The organism is Mesorhizobium sp. YL-MeA3-2017 (assembly GCF_030814575.1).
In the GTDB taxonomy this organism is placed as follows: domain Bacteria; phylum Pseudomonadota; class Alphaproteobacteria; order Rhizobiales; family Rhizobiaceae; genus Mesorhizobium; species Mesorhizobium terrae.
On the sequence record NZ_JAUSVH010000001.1, the window covers coordinates 4,573,693 to 4,594,234 of the forward strand.

A 20,542-nucleotide genomic window follows, 5' to 3' on the forward strand; every position below is an offset into this window, starting at 1 on the left:
TTCAGGCGCTTTTGCCGCTGCCGCGCTTCAGGTGTTCATCCAGCCTGGGCATGATTTCCACGAAATTGCACGGCATGTGGCGGTAGTCGAACTGCGCCTTGAGGATGCCGTCCCAGGCATCCTTGCAAGCACCGGGCGAGCCCGGCAGCGCGAAGACGAAGGTGGCGTTGACGACGCCGGCCGTCGTCCGGGACTGGATCGTCGAGGTGCCGATCTTGTCGTAGGAGATGCGGTGGAAGACTTCCGAGAAGCCGTCCATGCGCTTCTCGAAAATCGGCTCCAGCGCCTCCGGCGTCACGTCGCGCCCGGTGAAGCCGGTGCCGCCGGTGGTAATGACCACGTCGATAGTGGGGTCCTCCGACCAGCCCAGAACCTTGTCGCGTATCTTGTCGCGATCGTCGGTGACGATCGCGCGGTCCGCCAGCACGTGCCCGGCTTCGACAATGCGGTCGGCCAGTGTCTGGCCGGATTTGTCGTCGGCGAGGTTGCGTGTGTCGGAGACGGTCAGCACTGCGATGCGGATCGGAATGAACGGCCGGCCGAGATCAGGCGTGTTCATGTGCGGAACCTTCCGATGCCATTGAGCGTGTCGCTGCAACGAACCAGTCTGGGTGGCGCGTTCGGATGGTGGCCGCCGCACGCTTGGCGACGTTGCCGGTCTCGAACAGGCCGAAACAGGTGGCGCCCGAGCCGGACATGCGGGCAAAACCTGCCCCGGCTTTCAGCAATGCCGCCCTTGCCTTGCCGATCAGCGGCGCGATTGCCTCGGCGGCGGGTTCAAGGTCGTTGCGTGTTATTTCAAGCCAGCCGCGCAAGCTGTGGAAGTCGATTGCCTTGGGCAGCGGCGGCAGACCTTCATTGTCGCGGCGCGCAAGCGTTGCGAAAACTGCGGCTGTGCCGACCGCAACGCCGGGATTGACCAGAACCAGCCCCAAAGCTGGGAAATCGGCTACCGTCGAGACAGTTTCGCCGGCGCCATGAGCCAGCAATGGCTGCGCCTTGAGGCACATCGGCAGGTCGGCGCCGAGCGAAAAGCCGATCCGCGCCAGTTCCGCTTCGCCGATGTCGAGGTTCCAGATCGAGGCCAGCGCGCGCAGCGTCGCCGCCGCATCGCTGGAACCGCCGCCGACGCCGGAGGCGACTGGCAGGTTTTTTTCAAGGGTGATGGCGACTGCCGGTGCCTTCAGCGGGCCGACATGGTCGCGCAGCGCGTCGCGCGCCTTGAGGATCAGATTGGTCTCGTCGGCCGGCACCAGGCCGGCAAACCGACCGGAGATGTCAAAGCGGTCCTGCTCCGCGCCTTGCGCCTCGACGCGGTCGCCGAAACGGGTGAACACAGCCAGGCTTTCGATGACGTGATAGCCGTCATCTCGCTTGCCGGTGACATGCAGTGCAAGATTGATCTTCGCGGGCGCCAGGCGGGCGTCCACGGCAGCATCTCTAACTGCGGGGTCGAGTTCTGCGGTGCTCAATCCTTGGCCAGCCGGTATTCGCCGGTCTTGGGATCCTTCACCAGGGTTCCCATCGTGCCGTTGGCCCGTTGCTGCTCGGCGCGCCGCACCTTGGCGGTCACGCGCTCGGCTTCCTTGATGAAGGAACGATATCCAACATAGGCGACGACGCCGACGACGATGAAGAAGACGATCTGCGGCATGTCAAAACTCCTTCCTCAATGGCCCTCCATCGCGGAGGTTCAGGTCGGGCAAGAAATTATCGTAGACCGTTCCCGTGGCTTTTCAAAGGCCGAAACGGCTCCACAATGCGCGTTCTTCCGCCGCATCGAACAGGGCATCGACGCCTGCCGCGGCCACGGCGGGAGCCGTGAGGCTCTGCGACGATCCGAACAGCCCGAAGCGGCTGAACAGTCCGCGCGGCTGGGTGACCAGCCGGAGTTGCGTCTTCGGGCCGAAACGCTGCTTGAGCACGCCGCGCATGTCGCCGAGGGAATCGACAAGGCCGAGTTCCTGCCCCTTCTTGCCGGACCAGAACAGGCCGGTGAACAGGTCCGGATCGTCCGCCAGCTTCGCCGCGCGCCGTTCCCTGACGAGATCGATGAAGGTCTCGTGCACCTCCAGCATCAGCGTTTCCAGCCGCTCGACGTCTTCCTTCTTCTCCGGTTGGAACGGGTCCATGGAAGACTTGTTCCGGCCGGCGGTGTGCACGCGGCGCTCGACGCCGATCTTCTTGATCAGGTCGGTGAAGCCGAACGTGCCCGAAATGACGCCAATCGAGCCGACGATGGAGGAGGGGTCGGCAATGATCTCGTCGCCGGCGACCGCGATCATGTAGCCGCCGGAGGCCGCGATATCCTCGACGAAGACCAGGACCTGCTTGTTCTTCTCGGCCGCCAGGTCGCGGATGCGCTTGTAGATCAGCCGCGACTGCACCGGCGAGCCGCCGGGCGAATTGATCGAGATCGCCACGGTCGGACCGGGGAAGGAGAATGCCTTTTCGATCAGGCCCGCGGTGGAAGCCAGCGACAGGCTCGGCCGGAACTGGCTGCCGCCTGCCATGATCGCGCCATGCAGCCTGATGACAGGCACAACGACATCGGTGGAGCGCCAGGATTTCGGCAGGATGGGGTTTAAAAGGCGACGCACGGGATGCGGTTCTCCAGTTTGAGCCCATGGTTTGAGCCTGTGGCATGTAGGCATTCGCCATGCGACGGCAATGGCGAAGCCGGTTCAATCTCCGAAAAGCGAGGCCACTCCGTTGCTGATGGCGTCCGCGCGCGGCAGCAGGCCCTTGTGGTTCGCGTCGTGCAGGACGAGCGGCGGCAGCAAGGCGAGCTTGCCGCGCAAACCGAGAAAGGCACGCAGGACGATGCGGATCGCGGCCTGATCGGCACGCGGATGCACCGGTATGATCTGGGCGCTGCCGAACCGGCCCGCCAGCGCGTCGAGGATCGCGACAAGCGATTCGGGTCGCGCGATGATCGCGATCCCGCCGCGCGGCTTGACCACGGCGGCGGCGCTGCGCACCCAGGCCTCGAACAGCCCGTCGTCCATCACATGCGCCTCGCGCCGCAAGGCATCGGGCGTTGCGCGGTCTTCGCCGGCATTGAACGGCGGATTCATGATGGCGAAATCGAATTTGTTGTCGGCCAGCCCGGCGGCGGTCCTTGCCTTGCCGACAAGCGTCACGTCGGCGCGCAACACCTCCACCCGGTCGCTGAGATGCTGGTTCGCCGGATGGCCGAGCGACGCCTCGGCGAAAGCGGCCATATCAGATGATCGTTCGACAAGCGTTGCCCGGGCGCGCTCGCAGCGCGAGACCACGGCGAGACCGGCAGCACCCGCGCCGGCGCCGAAGTCAGCCACCTGTCCGCAGAAATCGGACGGGACGGCTGCTGCCAGCATCATGGCGTCCATGCCGGCGCGGTGTCCGCCCTTGGCCGGCTGCACCAGCCAGAAGCCGCCGCGATGGAAGGCATCGACCGTGTGCTCGGGAACCGCGCCGGGCGCCGTCGCCGTCATGTCCGGCGGATTTCGTCGGCGATGCCAGCGTCGGTCAGGATCCGCCGCGCTTCGTCGATACGATCGCTCTCGACCAGGACACGGCGCGGCAGGATGCCGATCGACCCGTCGAGCACGCTCATATTCTGGTCGGCGGTGAGAAAACCGATGCCGGCGTCGCGCATCAGCGATTCGACAAAGGAGATGATGACAGCATCATTGGTGCGCAGGAGCTCGATCATGGCGGCAAAATCGCAGTTTGGATCAACGATGTAAACGGCACCGTCGGACGTCCCGTCCTGCGGCCCGCGCCAATTCGCCACTTGCCGTATACGCGCACGCCGCTAGAGTCTAAATCAAGGCAGTGTACGGTCGCGCGGCGGACGGGAGTATGGTTGTGGGTGTCGTTCTCAATCTCGAAGACGGGAAGCGGGAAGCCGCATCGATCAAGGATCTGATCGACCTGACGGCCGCTGATATGGGCCGCGTCAACGAGTTGATCCTGTCCAAGGCCGGTTCCGACGTGCAGATGATTCCCGAGATCGCCAATCACCTGATTTCCTCGGGCGGCAAGCGGTTGCGACCGATGCTGACCTTGGCGGCCGCGCAGATGTTCGGCTATTCCGGCGATGGCCACGTCAAGCTGGCGACCAGCGTCGAGTTCATGCATACAGCCACGCTGCTCCATGATGACGTGGTCGACGAGAGTGGCATGCGGCGTGGCAAGAAGACGGCGCGCATGATCTGGGGCAACCAGGCGAGCGTGCTGGTAGGCGACTTTTTGCTCGGTCAGGCCTTCCGCATGATGGTCGAGGTCGGTTCGCTGGACGCACTCGATATTCTTTCCACCGCCGCCTCCATCATCGCCGAAGGCGAGGTGATGCAACTCGCGGCCGCCAAGAACCTCGATACGACCGAGGACGAGCATTTCGCGGTCATCAAGGCGAAGACCGCGGCGCTGTTCTCCGCCGCCGCCGAAGTTGGCCCGGTGATCGCCTGCGCCTCGCGTACCGACCGCGCGGCGCTGCGTTCCTATGGCATGAATCTCGGCCTTGCCTTCCAGCTCATCGACGATGCGCTGGACTATGGCGGTTCGAGCAAGGACCTCGGCAAGAATGTCGGCGACGACTTCCGCGAGGGCAAGGTGACGCTGCCGGTGATCCTCGCCTATCGGCGCGGCACGGCGGCCGAGCGCACCTTCTGGAAACGCGCCATCGAGGAGAATGTCGCCGACGATGCCGGGTTGGAGAAGGCGATTGGCCTGATGACCCGCCATGGCGCGATCTCCGACACGATCAGCCGCGCCCGCCACTTCGGCGAGATCGCCCGCGACGCGCTGGCGCCGCTGGAAAAGACGCCGCAGAAGGCGGCGCTGATAGACGTCATCGATTTCTGCATCAGCCGCGTCAACTGACGTGAAACGCGGCCGGCCGCGTCAATGGCCACCGGTCTGGACGGGCCCGGGTTCGCCCTCGGCGGAGCGGACTGCCGCGCCATGCTTTGTTAAGGGGATGTCCGCATTGTGACCGCGAGTCGGATTGATGCGCGACCCCAAAAAGGCCATGCTTGACCGGAATGATGGATTCTTTGGCGATCCCCGCCGGAGCGGGTGATTGCCTGCCAGAAAGGATTACGATGCGGCAAAGACGTGTTCGCTGGCTCTCGGGCCTGGCCCTTCTCGCTGGTCTTGTGGCGCAGACGCAGGCCGGCCTGGCAAGCCAGGCGACGGATCCCGTTGAAATCAATTCGTTTTCGGGTGCCTATCTTTCGGCCAGGATCGCCGAGAACGACAACGATCTCGACAACGCCATCGCCTATTACAAGCAGGCATTGGCCTTCGCGCCCGAGGACACGCAGCTGCAGCAGAGCCTGATGTTGTCGCTGATCGCGCAGGGTCGCTTCGAGGAATCGCTGCCTTATGCCGACAAACTGAAGGAAGTGCCGGATGTCGAGCGTTTCTCGCGTCTGGCGCTGGCGGTCGACAGCTTCAAGAAGAAGGACTTCGCCAAGGCTCAGTACTGGCTGAAGCTCTCGCTCGGTGCCGATCTCGACAAGCTGATTTCCGGCGTCATGACCGGCTGGGCGATGCAAGGGGCCGGCCAGGGCGCCGATGCCATCGATTATGTGCGCAAGCTGGAAGGACCTGAATGGTTCGGCCTGTTCAAGTCGTTCCATCGTGGGCTGATCGCCGAGGCGGCCGGGCTGAACGACAAGGCCGACGCGGCCTATTCCGAAGCGATAGGCAACACCGCCGCCGGCAGCGCGGCACCCGAGACCTGGATGCGCGCCGCCCAGGCTTACGCCACCTTCCTGGCCCGCCAGGGCGACAAGGAAAAGGCGCTGTCCGTGCTCAAGCAGGCGGAGGAATTCGGTTCCGGCAAGGTCGAGATCGCGGCGCTGCGCGACAAGATCAACAAGGGCGACAAACCCGAACCGCTTGTCGCCGGCCCCGCCGACGGCGCGTCCGAGATTTTGCTCGATCTCGCCACCGCGCTTAACCGTGGCGGCGGCGAGCCCTTCGTGCGGCTTTATCTCGAATACGCGCTGGCGTTGAAGCCGGACGGCGACGCCGTGCTGGTGCAGCTTGCCGCCGTGGCCGAGCAGCTCAAGGACGGCAACCGCGCCATCGAGTTCTACCGTCGCATCCCGGCATCCTCGCCGTTGAAGGAAGTGTCGGAGCTGCAGACCGGCCTGAACCTCGCCGATCTCGGCCGCAACGACGAGGCGATCGCGCAGCTGAAGACGCTGGTCGAGGCCAATCCCGGAGACATGCGCGGCTATATGGCGCTCGGCGGCGTTTATTCCTCCAAGCAGGATTTCCGCTCGGCCGCCGATCTCTACGACAGGGCGGTCGCGGCGCTGAAAAAGCCGACCAAGGCCGACTGGAATATCTTCTACCAGCGCGGCATCGCTTACGAGCGGGTCAAGGAATGGCCCAAGGCCGAGCCGAATTTCCGCAAGGCGCTCGAGCTCTACCCGAACCAGCCGCAGGTGTTGAACTATCTCGGTTATTCCTGGGTGGACATGGGCACCAACCTCAAGGAAGCGCTGGATATGATCAAGAAGGCCGCCGACCTGCGGCCGAGCGATGGATACATCGTCGATTCGCTAGGTTGGGCCTACTACAAGCTCGGCCGCTACGATGACGCTGTGCGCGAAATGGAACGCGCCGTGCAGCTGAAGCCGGAAGACCCGGTGCTGAACGACCATCTGGGCGACGTCTACTGGCGCGTCGGCCGCAAGCTCGAAGCCACGTTCCAGTGGCGCCACGCGCGCGACCTGAAGCCGGAGCCCGACGTGCTGGCCTCGGTCGAGCAGAAATTGCTTAAGGGCCTGCCGCCGCTCGAGAACAAGACCGCGCAGGAAGCCCCGAAGCCCAAGCCCCCGAAGGGGTGAGAAGCGGTCCGCGTTAGCGGACGAAAAGCCAATTGCTTGGCTTTTCGAGCTTCGAACGCCCTGAGCCTGCGAGGGGCCGGGAAGCGGCCATGTAGCGAATTGGAAGGTCCGGTGGACCTTCCAAAGGGCTCGAACGCTGGGGAGCTGTCGCAGGCAGCGGGCGCCCGGCAGGTGAATCCCTAAGCTAACTGCTTGGCTTTTCGAGCTTCGTTGCAGGTATCGAACTCCGGTGAGGGGAAGATCAGCGTCTTCCTTCCACCACCACTTGCCTTGACGCTCTCAGAGCAGGGCACTAGGGAGTGGCGCATTCCGCAGCACCCATCGAGGCCGCCGTGACCGCCGAACTTCCAGCAAATCTCGATCCCAAGCGCTCGTTCCAGGGCCTGATCCTGACCCTGCATAATTACTGGGCCGCGCATGGTTGTGTCATCCTGCAGCCCTACGACATGGAAGTGGGCGCCGGTACCTTCCACCCGGCGACGACGTTGCGGGCGCTCGGTCCACGCCGCTGGAACGCTGCCTATGTACAGCCGTCGCGCCGGCCGAAGGACGGCCGCTACGGCGAGAACCCGAACCGGCTGCAGCACTACTATCAGTATCAGGTCATCCTGAAGCCCAATCCGCCGAACCTGCAGGAGCTCTATCTCGGCTCGCTGAAAGCGATCGGCATCGACCCGCTGCTGCACGACATCCGCTTCGTCGAGGACGATTGGGAAAGCCCGACGCTCGGCGCCTGGGGCCTCGGCTGGGAGTGCTGGTGCGACGGCATGGAAGTGTCGCAGTTCACCTATTTCCAGCAGGTCTGCGGCATCGAATGCGCGCCGGTCGCCGGCGAACTGACCTACGGGCTGGAGCGGTTGGCCATGTATGTACAGGGCGTCGACAATGTCTACGACCTGAACTTCAATGGCATGGAAGGGCCGGACCGCGTGTCCTACGGCGAGGTCTTCCTGCAGGCCGAGCAGGAATATTCGCGTCACAATTTCGAACACGCCAACACGGCCATGCTTTTGCGCCATTTCGAGGATGCCGAGGCCGAGTGCAAGGCGCTGCTCGATGCCGGTGCGCCGGCCTCGAACACCAACATCGCCATGCACAAGATGGTGTTCCCGGCCTACGACCAGTGCATCAAGGCCAGCCACGTCTTCAATCTGCTCGACGCGCGCGGCGTCATTTCGGTCACGGAACGCCAGAGCTACATTCTGCGCGTGCGCAACCTGGCCAAAGCCTGTGGCGAGGCGTTTCTGCTCACCGATGCGGGTGGTTTGGCGGCGTGAGGCGAAGCTGTGCCACAACCAACAGACGATGCGGAGCGAGAATTCCTTAGCATCATCGAGCGCTATCGCTGGCACGTGATGATGGTTGGCGCCGACGTGGACAGCCCGGGCTTTGCCTATTCCACGGGTATCTTCCGTTTGACCGGCATGCCCGAACTGATTGTCTTCAGTCTTGCTCTGGATGTCGCCCATTTCGTCATCAATGAATATGGGAATCGGGCCCATGCCGGTGAGAGTGTGTCTCCGGGCGCGTTTTACGACGGATTTGTGGAAGGCCATCCCGTGACTTTCCTTCGCGTGGATTCACCGGACCGAGATCGCGAATACACGACATGGACCAGTTGGTTCTACGACCGAAAACCCTTTCCTGTATTGCAATTGATCTATCCCGACAGCCGATCTGGGGCATTTCCCTGGCAGCCTGGCTACCGAGAGGAATGGCGTGATCTTCAGCCACTGCTTGGCTCCCTGCCTTCCCATCATTGAGAGCTGAAGTGGGCGTCGCTGTGCAGGATGGAGTAGGCGTTAGCGTAAAGATTGTACTGGGGTGAAGTGGGCAGAGGTCGCGAGTATCTGGAGCGCCCTGCGGGTGCCAGGCATTGCCAATGCACCGTGCACCTGCGCTGTAAAGCACGCGCCAAGCGCCAGGATCTGCAGCAATGTCGATGCGGTCTTCATGGTCTTCAGCCAATGGTTTCCCGTCCGGGCGGAAGCCCGCCCGGCGCTTCGTTTCGATGATGTCGCTGTGCCCTTAGGACGGCTCAGGCCGCCGCTTGCCGACATGCCCCGCGAAATTTTCAAAGGCTCGTGGCCATGCACCGAGGGTGACAGGGCGCGGGCGACTTGCTATTGCCGCGCCAGCCATCCCGTTTGAGACCGACCATGCCCGATCTTCTGCTTGAACTCCGTTCCGAGGAAATCCCAGCGCGCATGCAGCGCAAGGCTGCCGGCGACCTGAAGAAGATGCTGACTGACGGTCTGGTCGAGGCAGGTCTGACCTACGAAGCGGCACGCGAATACTGGACGCCGCGCCGGCTGACGCTCGACGTCCGCGGGCTCACCGCGCGCTCCAAGGATGTGCGCGAGGAAATCAAGGGCCCGTCCACCAAGGCGCCGGAGCAGGCCATCCAGGGTTTCCTGCGCAAGGCCGGCCTCGCCTCCGTCGCCGAGGCGCATGTCCATGCCGACCCGAAGAAGGGCGACTTCTACGTCGCCCACATCTCCAAGCCCGGCCGCGCCGCCGAGGAGGTCATCGCCGAGCTGGTGCCGGCCATCATCCGCACCTTCCCGTGGCCGAAGTCGATGCGCTGGGGCCCCGCCTCGGCCAAGCCCGGCGCGCTGCGCTGGGTACGTCCGCTGCAATCCATCGTCTGCACCTTCGGCCCCGAGACCGAGGAGCCGGTGGTGGTCGATTTCGAGATCGACGGCATCCGCGCCGGCAATGTCACCTATGGCCACCGCTTCCATGCGCCAGGCGCCATCACGGTCAAGCGCTTCGACGACTATGCGGCGAAGCTCGACGCGGCCAAGGTCGTCATCGACGCCGAGCGGCGCAAGGAGATCATCCTGGCCGACGCCCGCAACCTTGCCTTCGCCAACGGGCTCGACCTTGTCGAGGACGAGGGCCTGCTGGAGGAAGTTTCCGGCCTGGTCGAATGGCCGGTCGTCTTGATGGGCGAATTCGAGCAGGACTTTTTGGCCATTCCGCCGGAAGTGATCCGCCTCACCATCCGCGCCAACCAGAAGTGTTTCGTCACCCGCCCGCAAGGTGAGGCGGAGAACCTGTCCAACCGCTTCATCCTCACCGCCAACATCGAGGCGAAGGATGGCGGCGCCGAGATCGCGCATGGCAACGGCAAGGTGGTGCGTGCGCGCCTGTCGGACGCGCTCTATTTCTGGCACACCGATCAGGGCGATCTGCCGGACCTTGGCGCGCTGGAGGGTTCGGCGGCCAAGTTCGGTCTCGATCTGAAAAAGCCACTCGACCAGCGCATGGCGCGGCTCGATCACCTCAACGTCACTTTCCACGCCAAGCTTGGCACGCAGGGCGAACGCGTCCAGCGCATCCGCAGGCTGGCAACCGAGGTCGCGCCGGTCGTTGGTGCCGAGCCGGCGCAGGCCCAGCGCGCGGCGGTGCTGGCCAAGGCCGATCTGCAGACCGAAGTGGTCGGCGAGTTCCCGGAATTGCAGGGCGCCATGGGCCGCAAATACGCGTTGCTGCAAGGCGAGAGCATCTCCGTCGCCGCGGCGATCGAGGAACATTACAAGCCGCAAGGCCCGTCCGACCGCGTGCCGACCGATCCGGTTTCGGTTTCGGTAGCGCTGGCCGACAAGCTCGACACGCTGGTCGGCTTCTGGGCCATCGACGAGAAGCCGACCGGCTCCAAGGACCCTTATGCGCTGCGGAGAGCGGCGTTGGGCGTGATCAGGATTGTCGTTGAGAATGAGGTGCGGTTGGGGCTGAACCTTTCCTTCCATACCGCCAACAACCTCATCTCAGACCAATATTTCGCTAGAGTTGGTGTTGAGAAGCAGAGAGTCTCGGATCGAGCCGAATTGATAGGCGTCGAACTCAAAAAGAGTACAAGTCCAAGTTTCAAAGAAGTCACGAGAGCCGTTGCGGAAGATCAAGCGGCATCTGGCGTCGCGATGAACTGGGTAGTAGGCTCTGCTCGCGCCAACCTCCTCTCCTTCTTCCACGACCGCTTGAAAGTCTATCTCCGTGACCAGGGCGCGCGGCATGACCTGATCGACGCCGTCATCACGCCGGATGCCGACGATCTGTTGACCGTCGTTCGCCGCGTCGAGGCACTGGGCAAGCTGCTCGACACCGAGGACGGCAAGAACCTGCTCGCCGGCACCAAGCGCGCCGCCAACATCCTCGCCGCTGAGGAAAAGAAGGGCACGGCGGTCGCCGCCGCCGTCGACCCGGCATTGTTCCGCGAGGATGCCGAAAAGAAGCTGTTTTCCGCGATCGATCAGGCGGAAGCGCGGGCCGGCGAAGCCATTGGCAAGGAAGATTTTTCCGCAGCCATGGTGGCGCTCAGCGCGCTCCGCGAACCTGTCGATACCTTCTTCGACAAGGTCCTGGTCAATGAAGAGGATGTCGCCGTGCGGGCGAATCGTCTTGCGCTCTTGTCACGCATCCGCGCCGCCACCGACCGGGTCGCCGATTTCTCCAAGATCGCCGGCTGATAGCCGGAAATCGGAGCCCCCCCGGGCGCTCCGGCGAGGCATTTCAGGGACTTGTAAAATAGCCGCGCGAGCCGGCTTACAGTCATATGGCGATGATGTCGGCGTGGGACATTTCGGGTGTTCACTCGAACCCACGGAGGCTTTCATGACATTCGTTGCCGAACCTGAATTGCTGGACGATATCCTGGCCTCTGACGAGGCGCTGCTCGAAGCCACGCCGGAACACGAACTGGCCGGCCGCGACGACGATGAAGTGGTGATGTCCGACGACGAGGACGATCACGACGACGAAGAAGCGGAAGACGAGGACGAAGAAGGCGAAGACACCGAGGACGGCGAGGAAACCGCCGAGGACGAAGAAGAAACCGACCACGAAGACGATGGCGAGGAAGAAGCCAAGGCCGCGGCCTGAAGCTTTTCGCCGGGGCAGGGCGGCGATGCCGCCTTGCCGCTCTGATGGTTTGTTTAACGCAGCGCTTCCGGCTTGAGTTTGCCGGAAGCCGGCAGTTTTCCATCGGCCTTGGCCGGAATTGGTTTGGCGGCGTTCGTGCTTTGGGCCACGGCCGGTTTCGTCATATGGCGCGGCAGCGCGCTGCCCACCACACCGTCTCGGATTACCATCGGCGCGCTTTCGGGTCCGCGATCGACCGGAATGGCCGAGACTGTCTCGCCAGTAACGGGCGGTTGCGCCTCGCCCATAGAAATCACTGACGAAAGCGTCGCCTGTTGCCCATCAATGCCGACGAAGAGCACCGACGGGGTCGAGGCTGGTTTTTCTTCCTTGAAATAGACGAGCGACGATGCCTGCGCGGCGCCTGCCGTGCAAACCATGAAGACCGCGATCGCGACGCTGCGCATATTGAACCCCCGCCCATACCCAATGCCTGCCATGAGCATAAAGCAGGCACCTTGATGCCGGCTTTCGCCGATCCTTTGCATTTTAGCGGTCGGCGTTTTCGCGGCCAAAGGCTTGCCGGGCGCGGCCAGCCGTATTACGCAGCCGCCTCGAAGAAGGTTCGAAACATGGCTGAAATCCTTGCCGTCCGCGATGCGATGGAACAGGCGCTGGCATTGCTCAACGCCGGCGCGGTCGTAGCCATCCCGACCGAGACTGTCTACGGCCTCGCCGGCGATGCCACCAATGGCGCGGCCGTCACCCGCATCTTCGAGGCCAAGGGCCGGCCGCGCTTCAACCCGCTGATCGCTCATGTCGCCGATATCGCCATGGCCGAACGCATCGCCGGTTTCGACCCGCTGTCGCGCAAACTCGCCGAAGCCTTCTGGCCGGGCCCGCTTACCCTCGTCTTGCCGCTGCGCGAAGGCGCCGGCATTCATCCCCTGGTCACCGCCGGGCTGGACACCGTCGCGCTGCGTATGCCGAAAGGTTTTGGCGGCGAGCTGATCGGCCGGCTCGGCCGGCCGCTGGCAGCGCCCTCGGCCAATTCCTCGGGCCGCATAAGCGCCACCACCGCTGAGGCGGTCGCTGCCGATCTCGGCCCGCGTATCAAGCTGGTCGTCGATGGCGGCGCCACGCCGGTCGGGCTGGAATCGACCATCGTCAAGGTCGATGCCGACGGACTGCATCTTCTGCGGCCGGGCGGCATCGCCGCCGCCGATATCGAGGCGATAGCCGGCGTGCGGCTGCGGCGCGGCGCCACCGGCATCCAGGCGCCGGGCATGCTTGCCTCGCACTATGCGCCGCGCGCGGCGATGCGGCTGGATGCCGGCGAGGTGCGGGCTGGCGAGGCGCTGCTCGCCTTCGGCCCGGCGCGTGCCGAAGGCTGGCGGGATGCTGTTGCGATAAAAAACCTGTCGGAGCGCGGCGACCTTGCGGAGGCAGCGGCCAATTTGTTCTCCTTCATGCAGGAACTCGACCGCTCAAAGGTAGCGGCCATAGCGGTCGAGCCGGTGCCGTTCGACGGTCTTGGCGAGGCGATTAACGACCGGCTTGCCCGCGCGGCCGCTCCGCGCGACGAACCGCTCGCCGGAGCCTAGGGCGCCGCGCGTCGTCACGGTTTGCTGGGGACGCTGCAACGCCTCGCCCTGGCGCATCATCCTTTCCGGAAATCGGGCCTGATTTTACGGTCGCGTGCTGGACGACATCGCACCGGCTGGGCCAAGATGCGGCTGCTTCCCGTTTCGATCCGTTTGGAATTTTGTCCCGCCCGATGACCGATACGCTTTCCCAACCGTCCGCCGATCTTGTCCAGCGTTTCGCCGCCATCGTCGGTGACCGCTACGCCCTGCGTGATCAGGCCAACATCGCCCCGTATCTCGCCGAGCGCCGCGGCCTGTGGCATGGCCGCACCTCGCTGGTGCTGCGCCCCGGCAGCGTCGAAGAAGTCAGCCGCGTCATGCGGCTAGCCACCGAAACGCGCACGCCGGTCGTCCCGCAGAGCGGCAACACCGGCCTTGTCGGCGCGCAGGTGCCGGACGCCTCGGGCCATCAGATCGTTCTGTCGCTGTCCAGGCTAAATCGTATCCGCGAGATCGACGTCAGATCGAACACAGCTACCGTCGAGGCCGGTGTCATCCTGCAGGTGCTGCAGGAAGCGGCCGACGCCGCCGACCGGCTATTTCCGCTGTCGCTGGCCGCCCAGGGCTCGTGCCAGATCGGCGGCAATCTTTCTTCCAATGCCGGCGGCACCGGCGTGCTTGCCTATGGCAACGCGCGTGAACTCTGCCTCGGTGTCGAGGTGGTGCTGCCGACCGGTGAGATTTTCGACGACCTGCGCAAGCTGAAGAAGGACAACACCGGCTACGATCTGAAGAACCTGTTCGTCGGCGCCGAAGGCACGCTGGGTGTCATCACCGCCGCCGTCATGAAACTGTTTCCCAAGCCGAAGGGCAGGGAGGTCGCCTTTGTCGGTCTGCCGTCGCCGGAAGCAGCCCTTGCTTTGTTCAGTCTCGCCGAGGACCATGCCGGCCCGGCGCTGACCGCCTTCGAGCTGATCGCCAGGACGCCCTATGATTTCACGCTGCGCCACGGCGCCGGCGTCACCCGGCCACTGGCCGACGACTGGCCCTGGTATGTGCTGATGCAGGTTTCGTCCGGTCGCTCCGCTGAGGATGCCAGGGCGTTGATCGAAGATATCCTGTCGGAAGGGTTGGAAAAGGGCCTGGCCGACGACGCCGTCATCGCGGCCAGCCTTTCCCAGGCCGATGCCTTCTGGAATTTCCGCGAAACCCTGCCGGAAACGCAGAAGGCGGAAGGCGCTTCCATCAAGCACGACATATCGGTGCCGATCGCCACGATCCCGACCTTCATCGAGCGCGCGGCGAAGGCGGTCGCCTCGGTCAGCGCCGGCGCTCGCATCGTCTGCTTCGGCCACATGGGCGACGGCAACCTGCACTACAACATCTCGCGTCCGCTGGATGGCGACGATGAGGCCTTCCTCGATCTCTACAAGCCCATGAACAAGGCCGTGCACGATGTCGTGCGTTCGCTGAACGGCTCCATCTCGGCCGAGCACGGCATCGGCCAGTTGAAGCGCGACGAACTGATCGCCACTGCGCCGCCGATGGCCATCGACCTGATGCGCCGGGTAAAGGCCGCCTTCGATCCGGCAGGCATCATGAATCCCGGCAAGGTTATCTGATCCTTTCAAAGCATAGTTCTTGGTTGCAATCCGATAACCATCTGTCAGATCAGCAAAATTTAACCGACTTTCTTAAGCGGGGCGGTAAGGCGCCAGCGCTAGTCTCTTCCCATAACGAGGCGGGAAAACCCGCACGGAGATGACCGGGAACCCGGCTCTCAGGAGAGACAGGAAGGCATTTCATGAACACCGGACTGAAGCCAGTCTGGGCTGGGCGCAATATGCGCCTCGACCCATTTCGCCTGCCGCAGATGGTCAGCTACGCCGCCCGCGACGACGTCGGCGACATCACGCTCACCATCGACCGGCGCGGTGCCATCATGCGCCGCACGCTGCAGATGAGCGGCATGCCGGTGGTCATCGCCCTGCCGGCGCGCGCGTTCCGTGGCGTTGCCGCTCGCGCCATGGAAGATGAGGACGGCAATGTCACGGTGACGCTGGAGCTTTTGCACAGCGATCCGATGCTGTCGGTGCCGCTGCTGGTCGCCGACGACCTCGACGATATCGCGGCCGACTGGCGCGCCTGGGCCGAAGCCTTCGGCCTGCCGATGCTGCTGATCGAGGCGGACGGTGTCGCCCGCACGCTGGAGGAATCGCTCGGCGCCGCCATCAAGACGCAGCCGCCGCGCGATCGTCGCAAGGGCCGCATCTCCACCACGCGCCGCCCGCGCTTCCTGGCCCGCCGCCGCACCGGCGATCTGGGTCTCAGGCTGGTTATCGGCGGCGAGGAGATCATCGCCCGCCAGTAGGGACTTGCCCGTCCGGAGCATGAAAAGCCGGGCGACCGGCTTTTCGAGTTTCCAGCGCCTCGAACTCTCGCGCGGTGCGCCTTCGCTTACATCAGCGGCTTCACTGCCACCCAGATGGCGCCGCCGATCAGGCCAAGGAAGATCAGCCAGCCGACCTGGTTGTTCGACTTGAACAGCTTCAGGCATTGGTCCGGATTGTCGATGTCCAGCGTGATGATCTGGCGAGCCATATGCGCGCCGGCTGCGATCAGGCCGGCGAGCGCCACCACCGGTGCCTGCGCCGAGGCAAAGGCGACGGCGAAACACATCAGCGCGCCGGCATAGAGGCCGACCAGCCAGGATTTGGTGTTGTCGCCGAACAGCCGGGCGGTGGAGCGCACGCCGACGATGGCGTCGTCTTCCTTGTCCTGGTGGGCGTAGATCGTGTCGTAGCCAATCACCCACAGGATGGAGCCGATATAGAGCAGGAAGGCCGGCGCATCGAGGTCGGCGAATTCGCTGGCCCAGCCCATCAGCGCGCCCCAGGAAAAGGCGAGACCAAGCACGAATTGCGGCCAGTTGGTGAAGCGCTTCATGAACGGGTAGACCGCGACGACGGCCAGCGAGCAGACCCCGAGCAGGATGGCGAAGCCGTTGAACTGCAGTAGCACCACCAGCCCGACCAGCGCCTGCAGCACCAGGAATATCCAGGCCTGCCGACGGCTGACCTTGCCCGACGGCAGCGGGCGCGAGCGGGTGCGCTCGACCTGGTTGTCGATGTCCTCGTCGACGATGTCGTTGTAGGTGCAGCCGGCACCGCGCATGGCGATGGCGCCGAGCAGGAACAGGATCAGCGTCGACGGCAGCGGCAGGAGCGACAGCAGCGTGTCGTCGACGCGCGCATAGGCGCTGGCGGCAAGTGCCGCCGACCACCAGCACGGCCACAAAAGCAGCTGCCAGCCGATCGGTCGGTCCCAGCGGGCGAGCTGGGCATAGGGCCACAGCCAGCGCGGCAGAACGCGGTAGACCCAGTGCCCGCTCGGCGCGTCGGCGACGCGGCCCTGAGCCGATTTCGACTGTATGGTTTCCATTGGCTTGGAGTGACAGGCTGCCGCGCGGGCGTCAAGCAGACACGATGTCTCGGCGGCCTGGCGCCACTCACATTAACCGTGCCCCGCCGGTCGGGCCCAAGCTTCACCGCCTGAAGGGCAGATACCAGAACAGCGCGATCTCGCGCGTGTCGGGACAGAGCCCCCGGTAGAAGAAGCGGTCGAACCCGCCGAGCTCGAAGCCCTGGCGTTCGTAGAAGCGGCAGGCGTTCAGGTTGTTGTTCTGCGTTTCAAGCGTCAGTCCGGGCAGGCCATCGGCCTCCGCCCAGGCCTTGGCCTGCTCGAACAGCCTGCCGCCGATGCCGCTGCCACGATGGGCGCTGTCGACGCCGAAGTCGTCGAGCAGGCCATAAGCGTTCCAGTTGCGCGTCACCGAAAGCCGCCCGATCGGCCGATTATCGAGCAGGGCGACGAACAGCGCGCTGTCTTCGTCCCATTCCTGCTCCTCGTCCTCCTCTTCCAGCTCGTCATAGGTTTTCACATAGGGCTCGACCGGAATGCGTTGCCATTCGGCCACCGGCCGGCCAAAGGCCGGTTCGTAATAGGCGTCGACCCTGAAGCTGAAATCGGCCTTGCCGGCCGCGGCGAAAAGCAGAGGATGGGCACGTTCGATGGTGATCGGCATGGCTTTCCCTTCTTGTCGTCGATCCCAGATAGGCCGGCGGTGGGCGCCCGACAATGCCGTTGCGGTTGAAAGGCGCCATCTTGCCTTGACCTGCCGCGCCATCGCCAATAGCCAGAGCCGGGCGATATGGGTGAGCGCGAGGTATTCGGCATGAAAGTTCTTCTCCTCGGTTCCGGCGGCCGCGAACATGCGCTGGCCTGGAAGCTCGCCGCCTCGCCACTCCTGACCAAGCTCTACGCAGCACCCGGCAATCCCGGCATCGCCCAACAGGCCGAACTGGTCGCGCTCGACATTTCCAACCATGTCGCCGTCGCCGGCTTCTGCCGCGACATGAAGATCGATCTCGTCGTCGTCGGCCCTGAAGCGCCGCTGGTGGCGGGCATCGCCGACGATTTGCGCGCTGCCGGCATCCGCGTGTTCGGACCGTCCAAGGCGGCGGCCAGGCTGGAGGGCTCGAAAGGCTTCACCAAGGACCTGTGCGCCCGCTTTGATATTCCGACCGCCGCCTATGGCCGCTTCGACAATCTGGCGGCCGCGCGCGCCTATGTCGAAAAGGTCGGCGCGCCGATCGTCATCAAGGCCGACGGGCTGGCCGCCGGCAAGGGCGTGACCGTCGCCATGACGCTGGCCGAGGCGCTGGATGGGCTGAATGCCTGTTTCGACGGCTCCTTCGGCAGCGCTGGCGCCGAAGTCGTGGTCGAGGAATTCCTGACCGGCGAGGAGGCGAGCTTCTTCTGCCTGTGCGACGGCACCACGGCGCTGCCTTTTGGCACCGCGCAGGACCACAAGCGTGTCGGCGACGGCGATATTGGACCCAACACCGGCGGCATGGGCGCCTATTCGCCGGCGCCGGTGATGACGCCTGAAATAATCGAGCGCACCATGCGCGAGATCATCGAGCCGACCATGCGCGGTATGGCCGAACTCGGCTCGCCCTTCGCCGGCGTTTTGTTCGCCGGGCTGATGATCGACGAGAACGGTCCCAAACTGATCGAATACAATACTCGCTTCGGCGATCCGGAATGCCAGGTCTTGATGATGCGGCTGAAGGACGATCTGCTGGTCCTTCTCAATGCCGCGGCCGACGGCCAGCTTTCGCATATGTCGGTGCGCTGGCGGGACGAAGCGGCGCTCACCGTCGTCATGGCCGCCCAGGGTTATCCCGGCGCGCCGGAAAAGGGCTCGGTCATCCGCGGCATCGATGGCGAGCGGGGCGATGGTACCCAGATCTTCCACGCTGGCACCGCCATCAATGCCGGTGCGCTGGTCGCCAATGGCGGCCGCGTGCTCAATGTCACGGCCACCGGCGCGACGGTCGGCGAAGCGCAGCGTCAGGCCTATGCCGCCGTCGATCGCATCGACTGGCCGCAGGGCTTCTGCCGCCGCGACATCGGATGGCGGGCGGTCGAGCGAGAAGCGGGACGATGAGCATCATCATCTACCACAATCCCGACTGCGGCACCTCGCGCAACGCGCTGGCCATGATCCGCGCCTCCGGCGAGGAACCCGAGATCATCGAATATCTGAAGACGCCGCCCTCGCGCGGCAGGCTGGTCGAGCTGATCCGGCAGATGGGCATGACGCCCCGCCAGATGTTGCGCCAGAAAGACACGCCGTACACCGAGCTTCGCCTCTACGATCCAAGATGGAGCGACGAGGAGCTCCTCAATTTCATGATGGAGCACCCGATCCTCATCAACCGGCCGATCGTGGTGACGGAAAAGGGCGCGGTGCTGGCCAGGCCCTCGGAGCGGGTGCTGGAAGTGCTGGCCAATCCCGACATCGGCGACTTCATCAAGGAAGACGGCGAAGTGGTGCGCGCGCCGGTTCGGCGCTGAGCTTTCCGCCCGGACCTTCCGTGTCGCACAGGTCAGCGTCCGGCGAAGGGCAGGGCGGGTGCGGGTTTCGGGCCGATCGAACCGGTGGTGACGGGGTCTATGCCCACCGGCGGGGCAGCCTCGGAGACGAGGGCGGGATGGATGCGCTGGCGCATCTCCGCGACATAGCCAGCGATGCCGCGCAGCGGGTTGGACAGCCTGTTGGCCGCCACAAGCGGCGGCTTGCGGAAGCCGTCCCGGAAGGATGTCCAGCGCGCCTTCAGCACGGCGACCAGTTCATCCAGCGTCGGCGGGGCGGCAACGGCAGCATAGGTGAGCCTTTCGCCGCGCAGCCCAGCCTCGCGTGACAGCGGCACCGGCACGCTGGCCAGATAATCGGCCGGTACGTCGATCAGGCCGCCGAACGGCCATTGCCGGCGCAGTTCGCCGGCATCCATGGGCGCCACATTGACGTCGATGTCCATCGGCGTTCCCGCCGGTCGGTAGGGGCAGGCGACACGGCCGCAATTGGCCTGGGCGGCGAATTGCCAGAGCGCGTAGCCGTTCCAGTGGCCTTTCGGGAACGAGGCGCCGACTTCCGGCTTGTAGCGCGCGTACCAGAGCGGCAGGCGCGACAAGAGTCGGTAGCGGTAGCGGTTGGCGGCGATGTGGCTGGCCGTCACCTCATTGGTGTAGAGGATCGGGAAACGGCCGACGCGGCGGTGCACCTGCCGCACGAATTCCTCGGCGTCGTCCAGTGACATCCATTTCTGCGGGTCGTTGTCCTCGATGTCGATGGCCAGAAGATCGTCGGGGCTGGGATCGGCGAAATCGACGAAACTATCGGCCTGTTCGACCGGGTTGCCCGGCCGCGCCAGATGATAGGCGCCCCATTGCAGGCCGAGCGCCCGTGCCACCACCTTGCGCGTCTGGAACAGTTCGCGTGCCACCGCGTGGCGTTTCCACAACGCCTTGCACAGCCGCTGCTCGGTGTCGGTGCCGCCGCATGCATAAGGTGGCGGCAGCCCGTCGGAGGCCTTGTTGATGAAGCCGACAATGCGCTTGTCGGAGGCAAGCGCCGGCCAGTCGATGGGGTTGTATTCATAAGCGTCGATGACGAGTGCCCGGTCGTCCTTCTTCCATGGTTCGGAGAAGTCGGATGCCGCACCGGCACCAGTGCCCGCCACCAGGCCCGCTGCCAGCGTCAGGATGCGGTGGAACTGTCGCGTGCGGCCTTTCAAGAGCATATCCCGCTGACTGAGGGTTGATCCTGAACCGGCATGGTTAACGAAGGGTTTTTCGCCATGGCACGCGCGGAAACGTTCCCGCGCCATGGGCCGG

General features: G+C 64.6%; 21 protein-coding genes. 11 read left to right on the plus strand and 10 right to left on the minus strand.

Annotated features, from left to right (window positions below; all coding sequences use genetic code 11):
• Window position 1: 1 nt before the first annotated feature.
• The 6 genes from moaB to QFZ88_RS21560 form a co-directional block, all read right to left on the minus strand.
• On the minus strand, window positions 2-559 hold the full coding sequence (gene moaB, locus QFZ88_RS21535) for a molybdenum cofactor biosynthesis protein B (protein WP_024922339.1): 558 nt from the start codon (window positions 557-559) through the stop codon (window positions 2-4).
• Complete coding sequence (locus QFZ88_RS21540) at window positions 546-1,430, minus strand: 4-(cytidine 5'-diphospho)-2-C-methyl-D-erythritol kinase (RefSeq protein ID WP_024922340.1); 885 nt, start codon at window positions 1,428-1,430, stop codon at window positions 546-548. Before QFZ88_RS21540 ends, moaB begins: the two co-directional genes overlap by 14 nt.
• Before the next feature lie 38 nt (window positions 1,431-1,468).
• Complete coding sequence (locus tag QFZ88_RS21545) at window positions 1,469-1,654, minus strand: hypothetical protein (protein WP_024922341.1); 186 nt, start codon at window positions 1,652-1,654, stop codon at window positions 1,469-1,471.
• Window positions 1,655-1,736: 82 nt separating this feature from the next.
• Window positions 1,737-2,600, minus strand: a complete 864-nt coding sequence (locus tag QFZ88_RS21550) for a S49 family peptidase (RefSeq protein WP_024922342.1) — start codon at window positions 2,598-2,600, stop codon at window positions 1,737-1,739.
• Between the two features lie 84 nt (window positions 2,601-2,684).
• Window positions 2,685-3,476 (minus strand): tRNA1(Val) (adenine(37)-N6)-methyltransferase, encoded by a 792-nt coding sequence (locus tag QFZ88_RS21555; protein WP_024922343.1) that lies wholly within the window; start codon window positions 3,474-3,476, stop codon window positions 2,685-2,687.
• The gene (locus tag QFZ88_RS21560; RefSeq protein WP_024922344.1) at window positions 3,473-3,697 is read right to left on the minus strand and encodes a DUF2007 domain-containing protein; all 225 of its coding nucleotides are present in this window, start codon (window positions 3,695-3,697) and stop codon (window positions 3,473-3,475) included. Before QFZ88_RS21560 ends, QFZ88_RS21555 begins: the two co-directional genes overlap by 4 nt.
• 155 nt (window positions 3,698-3,852) lie before the next feature.
• Between QFZ88_RS21560 and QFZ88_RS21565 the strand changes: the two genes are divergently transcribed.
• The 6 genes from QFZ88_RS21565 (at window position 3,853) to QFZ88_RS21590 (ending at window position 11,735) form a co-directional block, all read left to right on the plus strand.
• On the plus strand, window positions 3,853-4,869 hold the full coding sequence (locus QFZ88_RS21565) for a polyprenyl synthetase family protein (protein ID WP_024922345.1): 1,017 nt from the start codon (window positions 3,853-3,855) through the stop codon (window positions 4,867-4,869).
• Between the two features lie 221 nt (window positions 4,870-5,090).
• Window positions 5,091-6,851 carry a tetratricopeptide repeat protein gene (locus tag QFZ88_RS21570; protein WP_024922346.1) on the plus strand — a complete coding sequence of 587 codons (1,761 nt, stop codon included), beginning with the start codon at window positions 5,091-5,093 and terminating at the stop codon, window positions 6,849-6,851.
• Between the two features lie 332 nt (window positions 6,852-7,183).
• A complete protein-coding gene (locus QFZ88_RS21575) occupies window positions 7,184-8,128 on the plus strand; it encodes a glycine--tRNA ligase subunit alpha (RefSeq protein WP_024926654.1) in 945 nt (314 codons plus the stop codon).
• Between the two features lie 9 nt (window positions 8,129-8,137).
• Window positions 8,138-8,614, plus strand: a complete 477-nt coding sequence (locus tag QFZ88_RS21580; protein ID WP_024926655.1) for a DUF4262 domain-containing protein — start codon at window positions 8,138-8,140, stop codon at window positions 8,612-8,614.
• A 396-nt stretch (window positions 8,615-9,010) separates the two neighbouring features.
• The gene (gene glyS, locus QFZ88_RS21585) at window positions 9,011-11,323 is read left to right on the plus strand and encodes a glycine--tRNA ligase subunit beta (RefSeq protein ID WP_024926656.1); all 2,313 of its coding nucleotides are present in this window, start codon (window positions 9,011-9,013) and stop codon (window positions 11,321-11,323) included.
• A gap of 145 nt (window positions 11,324-11,468) precedes the next feature.
• Window positions 11,469-11,735: a hypothetical protein gene (locus tag QFZ88_RS21590; protein WP_024926657.1), complete on the plus strand. Its 267-nt coding sequence runs from the start codon at window positions 11,469-11,471 to the stop codon at window positions 11,733-11,735.
• Between the two features lie 53 nt (window positions 11,736-11,788).
• On the opposite strand, the gene QFZ88_RS21595 is transcribed toward QFZ88_RS21590, so the two are convergent.
• A complete protein-coding gene (locus QFZ88_RS21595) occupies window positions 11,789-12,289 on the minus strand; it encodes a hypothetical protein (RefSeq protein WP_139116501.1) in 501 nt (166 codons plus the stop codon).
• 57 nt (window positions 12,290-12,346) lie between these two features.
• On the opposite strand from QFZ88_RS21595, the gene QFZ88_RS21600 reads away from it, so the two are divergent.
• The 3 genes from QFZ88_RS21600 (at window position 12,347) to QFZ88_RS21610 (ending at window position 15,671) form a co-directional block, all read left to right on the plus strand.
• Window positions 12,347-13,318: an L-threonylcarbamoyladenylate synthase gene (locus tag QFZ88_RS21600; protein WP_024926659.1), complete on the plus strand. Its 972-nt coding sequence runs from the start codon at window positions 12,347-12,349 to the stop codon at window positions 13,316-13,318.
• A 173-nt stretch (window positions 13,319-13,491) separates the two neighbouring features.
• Window positions 13,492-14,922: an FAD-binding oxidoreductase gene (locus QFZ88_RS21605; protein ID WP_024926660.1), complete on the plus strand. Its 1,431-nt coding sequence runs from the start codon at window positions 13,492-13,494 to the stop codon at window positions 14,920-14,922.
• Window positions 14,923-15,104: 182 nt separating this feature from the next.
• Window positions 15,105-15,671: a DUF6101 family protein gene (locus tag QFZ88_RS21610; protein ID WP_024926661.1), complete on the plus strand. Its 567-nt coding sequence runs from the start codon at window positions 15,105-15,107 to the stop codon at window positions 15,669-15,671.
• A gap of 86 nt (window positions 15,672-15,757) precedes the next feature.
• On the opposite strand, the gene ubiA is transcribed toward QFZ88_RS21610, so the two are convergent.
• Both ubiA and QFZ88_RS21620 read right to left on the minus strand, forming a co-directional pair.
• Window positions 15,758-16,741, minus strand: a complete 984-nt coding sequence (gene ubiA, locus QFZ88_RS21615; protein WP_024926662.1) for a 4-hydroxybenzoate octaprenyltransferase — start codon at window positions 16,739-16,741, stop codon at window positions 15,758-15,760.
• Window positions 16,742-16,844: 103 nt separating this feature from the next.
• Window positions 16,845-17,384, minus strand: a complete 540-nt coding sequence (locus QFZ88_RS21620) for a GNAT family N-acetyltransferase (protein WP_024926663.1) — start codon at window positions 17,382-17,384, stop codon at window positions 16,845-16,847.
• 150 nt (window positions 17,385-17,534) lie between these two features.
• Here QFZ88_RS21620 and purD point away from each other — a divergent pair, with 150 nt between their 5' ends.
• Window positions 17,535-18,812: a phosphoribosylamine--glycine ligase gene (gene purD, locus QFZ88_RS21625; protein ID WP_024926664.1), complete on the plus strand. Its 1,278-nt coding sequence runs from the start codon at window positions 17,535-17,537 to the stop codon at window positions 18,810-18,812.
• Window positions 18,809-19,222, plus strand: coding sequence for an arsenate reductase (glutaredoxin) (arsC, locus tag QFZ88_RS21630; RefSeq protein WP_024926665.1), 414 nt, complete (start codon window positions 18,809-18,811; stop codon window positions 19,220-19,222). The genes purD and arsC overlap by 4 nt, the downstream gene beginning before the upstream one ends.
• Before the next feature lie 32 nt (window positions 19,223-19,254).
• Here arsC and QFZ88_RS21635 read toward each other — a convergent pair whose 3' ends face one another.
• Window positions 19,255-20,448, minus strand: a complete 1,194-nt coding sequence (locus tag QFZ88_RS21635; protein WP_036254933.1) for a glycoside hydrolase family 25 protein — start codon at window positions 20,446-20,448, stop codon at window positions 19,255-19,257.
• Window positions 20,449-20,542: the final 94 nt, after the last annotated feature.